General features: G+C 57.6%; 9 protein-coding genes. All 9 read left to right on the forward strand.

The annotated features are described in order from the left end of the window. The first annotated feature begins 153 nt into the window (after positions 1-153). Positions 154-1,140 (forward strand): SGNH/GDSL hydrolase family protein, encoded by a 987-nt coding sequence (locus Q0M74_RS11200; protein ID WP_293954463.1) that lies wholly within the window; start codon positions 154-156, stop codon positions 1,138-1,140. A gap of 4 nt (positions 1,141-1,144) precedes the next feature. Then, positions 1,145-2,557, forward strand: coding sequence for an acyltransferase (locus tag Q0M74_RS11205; RefSeq protein WP_293954465.1), 1,413 nt, complete (start codon positions 1,145-1,147; stop codon positions 2,555-2,557). 177 nt (positions 2,558-2,734) lie between these two features. After that, positions 2,735-3,148 carry a hypothetical protein gene (locus tag Q0M74_RS11210; protein ID WP_293954467.1) on the forward strand — a complete coding sequence of 138 codons (414 nt, stop codon included), beginning with the start codon at positions 2,735-2,737 and terminating at the stop codon, positions 3,146-3,148. A gap of 141 nt (positions 3,149-3,289) precedes the next feature. After that, positions 3,290-3,979, forward strand: a complete 690-nt coding sequence (locus Q0M74_RS11215) for a Crp/Fnr family transcriptional regulator (RefSeq protein ID WP_293954469.1) — start codon at positions 3,290-3,292, stop codon at positions 3,977-3,979. Positions 3,980-4,155: 176 nt separating this feature from the next. Then, entirely contained in the window at positions 4,156-4,392 is a 237-nt protein-coding gene (locus Q0M74_RS11220; RefSeq protein ID WP_293954471.1) for a heavy-metal-associated domain-containing protein, read from the forward strand. A 206-nt stretch (positions 4,393-4,598) separates the two neighbouring features. Then, the gene (locus Q0M74_RS11225; protein ID WP_293954473.1) at positions 4,599-6,464 is read left to right on the forward strand and encodes a cation-translocating P-type ATPase; all 1,866 of its coding nucleotides are present in this window, start codon (positions 4,599-4,601) and stop codon (positions 6,462-6,464) included. 101 nt (positions 6,465-6,565) lie between these two features. Next, a complete protein-coding gene (locus Q0M74_RS11230) occupies positions 6,566-7,021 on the forward strand; it encodes an LGFP repeat-containing protein (RefSeq protein ID WP_293954475.1) in 456 nt (151 codons plus the stop codon). 341 nt (positions 7,022-7,362) lie between these two features. Next, a complete protein-coding gene (argC, locus tag Q0M74_RS11235) occupies positions 7,363-8,406 on the forward strand; it encodes an N-acetyl-gamma-glutamyl-phosphate reductase (protein WP_293954477.1) in 1,044 nt (347 codons plus the stop codon). A 64-nt stretch (positions 8,407-8,470) separates the two neighbouring features. Next, positions 8,471-9,352: bifunctional ornithine acetyltransferase/N-acetylglutamate synthase (locus tag Q0M74_RS11240; protein ID WP_293954479.1), on the forward strand; the 882-nt coding region annotated here is incomplete at its 3' end.

Consider the following 9,352-nt stretch of genomic DNA (forward strand, 5'->3'; position numbering starts at 1 on the left):
GTTGTGACTTGAGTTAATTGATTGGCGGGCAAATGCAGTCAAATATGCTCGGCCTGTTATTGTTTTCAGGGTCAAACACCAGCGACACATAAGAGACAGACAGCTTTCATGGTCTGTCTCCAAGGGTGCGCAGGAATAGAGGAGAAGAAGAACATGGCTAAGCGCAGACTTGCCTCGATCATGGGCGTGGCAGTGGCATCGGTGGCACTACTGGCCACAGCAATCGCCCCGGCAGCATCCGCACAGAGCAGTGGCAGCAGCTCCGCTGACGCATCCACCACCGCAACCCGGGCACTGACCTCCAGCCTGGGGGACAGTGACAGCACAGCACCTGCCGGTGGCGCCCGCGTTGTTGTCTTCGGTGATTCCCACACCTCCGGAACCAATGCACCATGGCGCACCGATGAGCGTGGCTGCCTCAAGGGGGCCGGTTCCTGGCCGGAACAGCTCCAGGCCAAGCTGGGTGTGCCCCGTGGTGAGCTCATCGACGTCTCCTGCTCTGGGGCCTCCATCAACTCTGATGGATTCCACTTCTCCGATCAGGTCCGCCATGCAGAAGAACGCGGTGCCATCGGTGAGCGCACTGAAGAGATCTTCGTCCAGATGGGCAAGAATGACCGCTGGGGAACTGGCGTCAACCTCCTCCAGTCCGTCCAGGCCTGCCTGATTGATCTGGGCACAGACTGCGGTAACCGCGCCATCGCCTCCGGCAAGATGCAGGACCCAGCTGCTGTGACTGCTGAACACTACGCCGACCGCATGAAGCCGGTGGTGGACTACCTCAAGTATTACGCACCCAACGCAGAGATCACTCTGGTGGGCTACCAGGAATACACCGCACGCAGCGGCAGTCAGATCTGTGTCCGCCTCGGTGGTGCCCCACTGGTGAAAAACGACGCACCAGCCCTGGTTGACTTCATGAACCGCCTGGACATGGCGATTGACGGTGCGGCCGATATCCTCCAGGTCTCTCACGTAGACCTGCGCTCTGCCACTGAAGGCCACTCAAGCTGCTCCAATGACCCCTGGGTTGTCGGCGTACTTGATGCCCGCACCGAACTGATCGGTGGCCCATGGCACCCATCCAAGAAGGGTGACGGTGTCACCGCAAACATCCTGCGCGATCGGATCAACGCTTAAATAGATGGCTACTGTCCCAGAAAATACGGCGGTTGAAAAAGCGTCGCCAAGCACAAAGGTTCGACGCCCGAACCTCCCGTCACTGACCGGGGCCAGGTGGCTGGCAGCTGTTGCTGTCTACCTTCTCCACGCACTGGTGTTTTTGAATGTTTACCCATTCCAGCAGTCGGATCTGTTCGCCACCATTCACGCGTTCATCCCGATGCAGCTGGGTTCCGCCGGTGTGACCTTCTTCTTCATCCTGTCCGGCTTCCTGATCTACTGGTCCAACAGTGAACTCAAAGGTGTGCGTAACACCCTGTATTACTGCAAGAGACGCATCACCAAGATCTACCCCATGCACCTGATCGCGCTGGCCATGTTCATCGTGGCTTCAGCAAAGATCACCACCTCAGGAATCCAGTGGGTACTGGACTTTGCCGATATCCAGTTTTGGCTACCCAATGCGCTGTTGATCCACACCTGGAATCCTGACTGGGCATCCCTGTCCGGCATGAACGTGCCCTCCTGGTCTCTGGCCGCAGAGATGCTGTTCTACCTGACCTTCCCACTGTTCATCCCATTGGTACGCAAGGTCAAGGGAGTGGGGAACTGGTGGGCTTTCGCCATCACCTTCATCGTTTCCCTGGGTGCGATCACCTTCATCCACTTCTTCGCTGAAGGTCCGAAGGGCATTGAGAACTTCTTCGTGCCGCGCCTGTGGGACACCGATGTGTCCCCGGTCGCTGATGTCCACGCCGATCCGGTGTGGTTCATGCAGTGGGAGATCCCAGTCCTGGAGTCCTACTGGCTGTCCTACTACTTCCCGCTGACCCGCCTCATCGAGTTCTACCTCGGTGTCTTCGGTGCGAAGCTGGTGGCAGAAGGCATGTTCCGCAACACCAACCTCAAGTGGCCACTGTTGGCACTGCTTGTGTCCTACATCGCCACCTGGTTTGTCCCCCTGTCTTTCAAGATGTCCGTGATCATGTCCCTGCCGATGGCCCTGGTTGTCTGCACCCTGGCAGTCCGTGACATCAAGGGCGTCAGCGGTGAGATCGCTTCACCGCGAGCAGTGCTCCTGGGCAATATCTCCTTCGCCTTCTACATGGTGCAGTTTCCCGTCATGGTGGCAGTCCAACGCTATATCGTCGCCGGACAATCATGGGGGATCATCGGATGGGCAGCAGTGGCCATCCTCTCCTTCTTCATCTCCGTGATCTTCGCCTGGATCCTGTTCACCTTTGTGGACGATCCTCTGATGAAGGCCACCGCACGCAAGTCCGGACCACGCAGCAGGAGGAAGCAAGAGGACAACATCCTCAAACGCGACCTGAAGATCCTGTTCTCCCGCACACCACCGGTGGAATCAGCTGACCTGTCACCAGCGGGAGGAGCACCCACCGGTGTGCCCACCGCCATGCTGCCGGGAAAGTAACCCAGAAGGTAGCCTCTGACAGGCAGCAATAAGCAGGGAGGCTGGAAAGAAACTGACTTTCTGGTTTTCCTTGCTTTTTATGAATCATGAACCCCATTTGCCTATGAAACCAGTACCGAGCCCCTGTAAGGTGGCACGTGTTCTGGGCCCCATAACCCCGCAAGGAAGGATAGAAAATTGATTTCTTACCGTAAACTCGCAGCATCTGCTGCCGCGCTGGCATTGTCTGCATCCCTGGTTGCCTGTGGCGACTCGGAAGAAGACACCACCGAGGAGACCACCACCTCGACTACCTCCACCACCTCATCCACTGAGGAAACCACCGTGGAAGAGGAGACCACTGAGGTCACCGTCGAGGAAGAAGCACCAGCTCCGGCTGAGCAGCAGGCACCAGTGGAGGAAGCTCCAGCGCCTGCCCCTGTTCAGGAACAGGCCCCCGTCCAGGAGCAGGCACCGGCTCCGGCTCCGGCACCAGTCGAGCAGGCACCCGCACCGGCCCCTGTTCAGCAGGCACCGGCTCCAGCACCAGCTCCGGCTGAGCAGGCACCACCACAGCTGCCGGGTGGTGGCGGAGGCCACGCCGGCTACTAAGCCAGGAGAAACGCTTCATCCCTGTTTCCTCACCAACTCTGATTGGGGGGGGGAAGCAGGGATTTTTGCATTCTCGATACAATGAGGATCATGTCTGTACACCCTGTTCGCTCAAACTGCGCCCATCCACACCCCTGCGACATGGACACACGCATCCGGGTGATGAAGCGATCACCATTAACCCGCGATCTCACAGAAGAACAGATGAGCCATCTGGCCCGGGACCTCAAGGCATGGGCGTGGAATGAGGGGGACCCACTGCTTATTGCCGGTGAGGAAGCAGATGGCAGCTATATGATCGCCTCCGGTCGGGCACGTATCACCCGCGACACTATCGACGGCAGGGAACTGACCGTGGATATCGCAGCCCCAGGTGACATCGTCGGCCCAGTCTCCACCGTCCCCACCGGTGCCGTGGATTCCGCTTGGGCCATGGAAACCACCTGTGCGCTGTTCATCCCCGCCGACGCACTGGCAGAAGTTGTGGCAGATTACCCCCAGTTTGCCGTGGCACTGCTGCAGATGCAGCAGAATCAACTCCGCCTGGCACGGCAAAAAGAAGTGGGACAAACCGTCCACACCGTCGAGCAGCGCGTGGCGGCTGTCTTGGAAGAACTGGCGCTCAAACTTGGCCAGCGCTTAAGCGATGGTTCCACACTGCTGCAGGTTCGCCTCCGCAGGCAGGATATCGCCGGCATGGCAGGCACCACCCTGGAATCAGCCTCACGGGCGATGTCGAAGATGAAAAGAGCAGGAATCATTGATTCGGGGCGTGAATGGGTCTCCATCCTGGATGCTGATGGCCTCGCTGACCTGGTGATGGGGGAGTAGCAAACGGTGTTCTAAGCAGTTTGGCGCTCTTTGATCCAGGTCAAGGAACTTCACCCCTACAAGCCATAGATTAATGGTTGTAAGGAAAAGAAAGGCGTAGGAACCTCTTGTCGGGAGTAATCCCCCAGTCAGAGGTGGAACGCCAACGGAGTTCAGAAGAAAGGATCATGATCACCATGACCACCCCAGTTGCTTTGAAGACCACCACCCTGCGCGCAGAAGGCTTCAGCTGCCCGAGCTGTGTCAGCAAGATTGAAAATAAGCTCAACAGCATGGACGGTGTTAAATCCTCCGAAGTGAAGTTCGCCTCGGGGCGTATCATCGCTGAACACGATCCGCAGAAGGTCACCATCAAAGACCTGGTGACTGCTGTTGCGGATGTTGGCTACACAGCAAAGCCCTCCATGTACTAGTTCTGCAAATAATTCAACGCCGGCAGGCCTTCCTCCTTAAACAGGACGGAGGGCCTGCCGGCTATTTCTTCTATTTCGGCTGTGAGCTGGTAAAAGATCCATTTCATGATAATTGACGCAGGTCAAGGAACTTATACCTGGCCAGCCATAGATTGAGAGGTGAATCAAAAAGAAGTGAAGTAATTTTCAAGGAAAAGGAGAAGGAGATGCGTAGCAGAATCAAAACCTGGGGTGTCGTGGCCATATCTGGTCTGCTGATTATTCTGTCGTTCCTCACCGGTTGGGACTGGCTCATGCTGGGTGCTGCGGTGATTGCAGGTTATCCCATTGCAGTTTCCGCCTTCAGGGCGCTGCAGGTGAAAATGATTTCCATTGACCTGTTGGTGGTTGTGGCGGCAGTTGGTGCGGTATTCATCAATAACTACTGGGAATCTGCTGCGGTGACCTTCCTCTTCGCCCTGGGTAAGGCGTTGGAGAACGCCACGATGAACCGCACCCGCAAGGCGCTGGGTGACCTCATCGATGCGGCTCCGGAAACAGCCACGGTGCTGCGTGACGGCGAACCGGAAAGTGTGGAGCTCTGGGAACTTGTCCCCGGCGACATCGTCCTGGTCCGTAATGGCGAACAGGTTCCAGTGGATGGTCGGGTGATTTCTGGAATTGGTGGTGTGGATGAAGCAACCATTACCGGTGAATCCATCCCCGCTGAAAAGGTGGAAGGCTCTGAGGTCTTCGCCGGCACCTGGTTACGTTCCGGTGTGCTGCGTGTGGAAGCGATCGGCATTGGTGCTGACTCCACTCTGGCCAAGATCATTCACCGCGTGGAAGACGCGCAGGATGATAAGGCCAAGACCCAGACATTCCTGGAGAAGTTCTCAAAGTGGTACACCCCGGGAGTCATGGTGGGAGCGCTGGCCATCGGTCTGCTCACCCAGAACGTTGAACTTGGTCTGACCTTGCTGGTCATCGGTTGTCCCGGTGCGCTCGTGATCTCCATTCCAGTGTCCATCGTCGCCGGCATTGGTCGTGCAGCCAAGGATGGGGTGCTGGTCAAGGGCGGCGAATACCTGGAGACCTCTGCCAAGGTGGATGCCCTGGTGGTTGATAAGACCGGAACTCTGACTAACGGCACCCCGAAGCTGGTCAATGTGGATGTGCTGGACAACGCGTATACAGAAGATGATGTGTTGCTGCTGGCTGCACGTGCCGAAACCGCCTCAGAACACCCACTGGCAGAAGCCATCATTTCCGGTGCCAGGGACCGTGGTCTAAATGTTGAGATGGTGGATCATGCTGAACCAGTTACTGGCAAGGGAATCAAGGCCATGGTGGATGGACATGAAATCGCGGTTGGTACTGCAGACCTCCTGGCACAGTCCCCAGACCCAACCCGGGTGCTGGAGCTGAATGAGCAGGGTAAGACCGCGATGTATGTCGGTGTCGATGGAGACCCGGTAGGGATCGTGGCGGTGGCTGACACGGTGCGCGAAGACGCATACTCAGCAATCGCAGAACTGCATGAGCGTGGCATCAAGGTCATCATGGCCACCGGTGACGCCCAGCGTGTGGCGGATACGGTTGCAGCGGAGCTCGGTGTGGATGAGGTCCATGCGGAGATGATGCCTGAGGACAAGCTCAATCTGGTGCAGTCCCTGCAGGAAAGTGGACACACGGTGGCCATGTTGGGTGACGGTGTCAATGACACCCCGGCGCTGGCACAGGCTGATATCGGTGTGGCCATGGGAGCCGCTGGTTCCCCGGCAGCGATTGAAACCGCAGACATCGCCCTGATGGCTGACCGACTCACCCGTCTGCCCTACGCCTTCGGTCTGGCGCAGCGCACGGTCCGTACCATGCGGGTCAACATCATCATCGCGCTTGCCACAGTTGCAGTCTTGCTGGCAGGAGTGCTCTTTGGAGGAGTGACCATGTCGATCGGCATGCTGGTCCATGAAGCCTCGGTGCTGCTGGTCATCGTAATCGCGATGCTGTTGCTTCGCCCGATGCTGGAGAAGGTCACACCTGCTGTGGCGACTGCCAGGAAGACAAGTGCAGCGGTGCAGCGGATCTGAGGATTCCTCTTTCAATGAAGGCGCATGAGCCCCGGACAAGATGTCCGGGGCTCATTCATTTTTTTGGGTTGGGTCTCGTCTCCGGACGAGGGGGCAGTGGGATGGTTATATTTGAGAGCAGGGAGCTGCCTGCCTTTGACTTGAGGAGATTGATGTATATGCCCGGCACTGGTGCGATAAAGAACCGTTGGCAGGAACTCGGCGGAGTACACGGGCTCCTGGGCGACCCTGTATCTGAGGAGCTCCTCACTGCAGATGGAATTGGTCGCTACGTCCAGTTTCACAACGGTGTTATCTACTGGCATCCGGATCATGGCGCATGGGAAGTCACCGGTACTCACCTCCTGAAATGGAATGCCCAGGGTAGGGAAGCTGGTCAATACGGATATCCCACAGGATCGGTTGGTGGTGACGGGATGCTGACAGGTATTCAATCCTTCGAGCATGCGACTATTGAAGCTTATGTTAAGCCTCATGCGAGTGCCTTAGATTCAGATGCTGAATTGATCGTGAAGTGGGAATTTGAGGATGAGCCCCTTGAGAACTGGGATGACTAGCAGTTTTGCCACGTCCGAGGCTGTGACCATGTGAGGTGAGGGAGTTATATCCATGAGAGCCCGGATAATCGTGCCCTCATGGTCTTTCTTGCGATAGGGGGAAGGGGAGACCGTCATGCTATTGATCCTCTCCGTGGTGGGGTGCATGACTCTTGATTCCGTGCTCTGAAAAATAGGGGTAGAAGATTGCAGCCCGGAAGATGCTGATCCAGAATTGTTTTCTCTGTACTATTAGGGAAACACTGGGGGAGGGTTGGGCTGCGCCTAGCTTTCATGCATAAACCCCTGCATCATGCATGAATAATTTGCATAACTCTGCATATCGTGTAGGGTTGGGTCTTATGACGATCAAGGTTGCAGTAGCAGGAGCCAGTGGATATGCGGGTGGAGAAATCCTCCGCCTCCTTCTGGGCCACCCGGCCTATGCATCAGGTGAGTTGGAGATCGGCGCCCTGACCGCCGCCTCCACCGTGGGCACGAAAGTGGCCGACCTGATGCCGCATCTTCCGCAGTTGGCTGATCGGGTAATCGAGGACACCACCAAGGACATTCTGGAGGGCCATGACGTCGTCTTCCTGGGTCTCCCACATGGTTTCTCCGCAGAGATCGCCAATCAGCTGGGCCCAGATGTCACGGTCATTGACTGTGCCGCTGACTTCCGCCTCGCCGACTCCGCTGCCTGGGAGAAGTTCTACGGTTCTGCGCATGCAGGATCCTGGCCTTATGGCATCCCGGAGATGCCTGGCCACCGTGAGCAGCTCAAGGGCTCCAAGCGTGTCGCAGTTCCGGGATGTTTCCCCACCGGCGCCACCCTGGCACTTCTTCCAGCAGTACAGGCCAACCTCATTGAACCGGACATTGCAGTTGTCTCCATCACCGGTGTCTCCGGTGCCGGTAAGAAGGCTGCTGTGCCACTGCTGGGTTCTGAAACCATGGGATCGCTCAAGGCCTATAACACCGCTGGCAAACACCGCCACACTCCGGAGATCACCCAGAACCTCAAGGAAGTCACCGACAAGGACGTCAACATCAGCTTCACCCCGGTGCTGGCACCACTGCCACGAGGAATCCTCACCACAGCCACCGCACCACTGATTGCTGGTGTCACTGCGCAGCAGGCACGCAAAGTCTATGAGGACTTCTACGCCAATGAACCTTTCGTTCTGGTTCTTCCAGAGGGCGCACAGCCACAGACTCAGAACGTTGTCGGCTCGAACATGTGCCATGTTCAGGTCGAGGTGGATCCAACCTCCGGCAGGGTGCTGCTCACTTCCGCCATTGACAATCTGACCAAGGGCACCGGTGGTGCCGCAGTTCAGTGCATGAACCTGGCACTCGGTTTCGAGGAAACTGCCGGTCTTCCACGAACCGGCGTGGCTCCATAATTTTAAAACCAGGGGACTTAAGTCTCCACATCCAGCAGGAACACACGTATTCAAGGAGCATCACATGGCCGATACCGGCATCACAGCACCCAAGGGGTTTCTCGCATCCGCGACCACCGCGGGCATCAAAGCCTCCGGCAACCCAGACATGGCCCTGGTGGTTAATGAGGGACCTGAGTTCACCGCTGCGGCAGTCTTTACCCGCAACCGTGTCTTTGCAGCTCCGGTGAAGGTCAGCCGTGAAAACGTCGCTGACGGCCAGCTCAAGGCCGTGCTCTACAACGCCGGTAACGCCAATGCCTGCAATGGTGTCCAGGGCGAGAAGGATGCCCGCGAATCAGTGGACAACCTGGCAGCCAAGCTGGGCATCGAGCCTGCAGATATTGCCGTATGCTCCACCGGGCTCATCGGTGAGCTACTGCCCATGGACAAGCTCAACTCCGGCATCGAGTCACTGGCAGCTGATGGCGCACTCGGCGATCACGGTTCCGCCGCTGCCAAGGCGATCATGACCACCGACACCGTGGATAAGGAAACCATCATTCTCGCTGATGGTTGGTCCGTCGGAGCCATGGGCAAGGGGGTGGGCATGATGGCCCCGTCCCTGGCCACCATGCTGGTCTGCCTGACCACCGATGCCTCCATCACCCATGAGATGGCGCAGACCGCCCTGGCCAAGGCCACCGCTGTCACCTTTGACACCCTGGACATTGATGGATCAACCTCCACCAATGACACCGTGCTGCTGCTGGCTTCCGGTGCCTCCGGAATCACCCCGGAGCAGGATGATCTCAATGACGCTGTCTATGCAGCCTGTTCCAACCTGGCAGAGCAGATGCAGGCTGATGCTGAAGGCGTGACCAAGCGTGTCAGCGTCACCGTCGAGGGCACCACCTCCGATGAGCAGGCGCTCAACGCCGCACGCACCATTGCCCGTGACAACCTC

It is taken from the genome of uncultured Corynebacterium sp. (assembly GCF_945649885.1).
Classification (GTDB): domain Bacteria; phylum Actinomycetota; class Actinomycetes; order Mycobacteriales; family Mycobacteriaceae; genus Corynebacterium.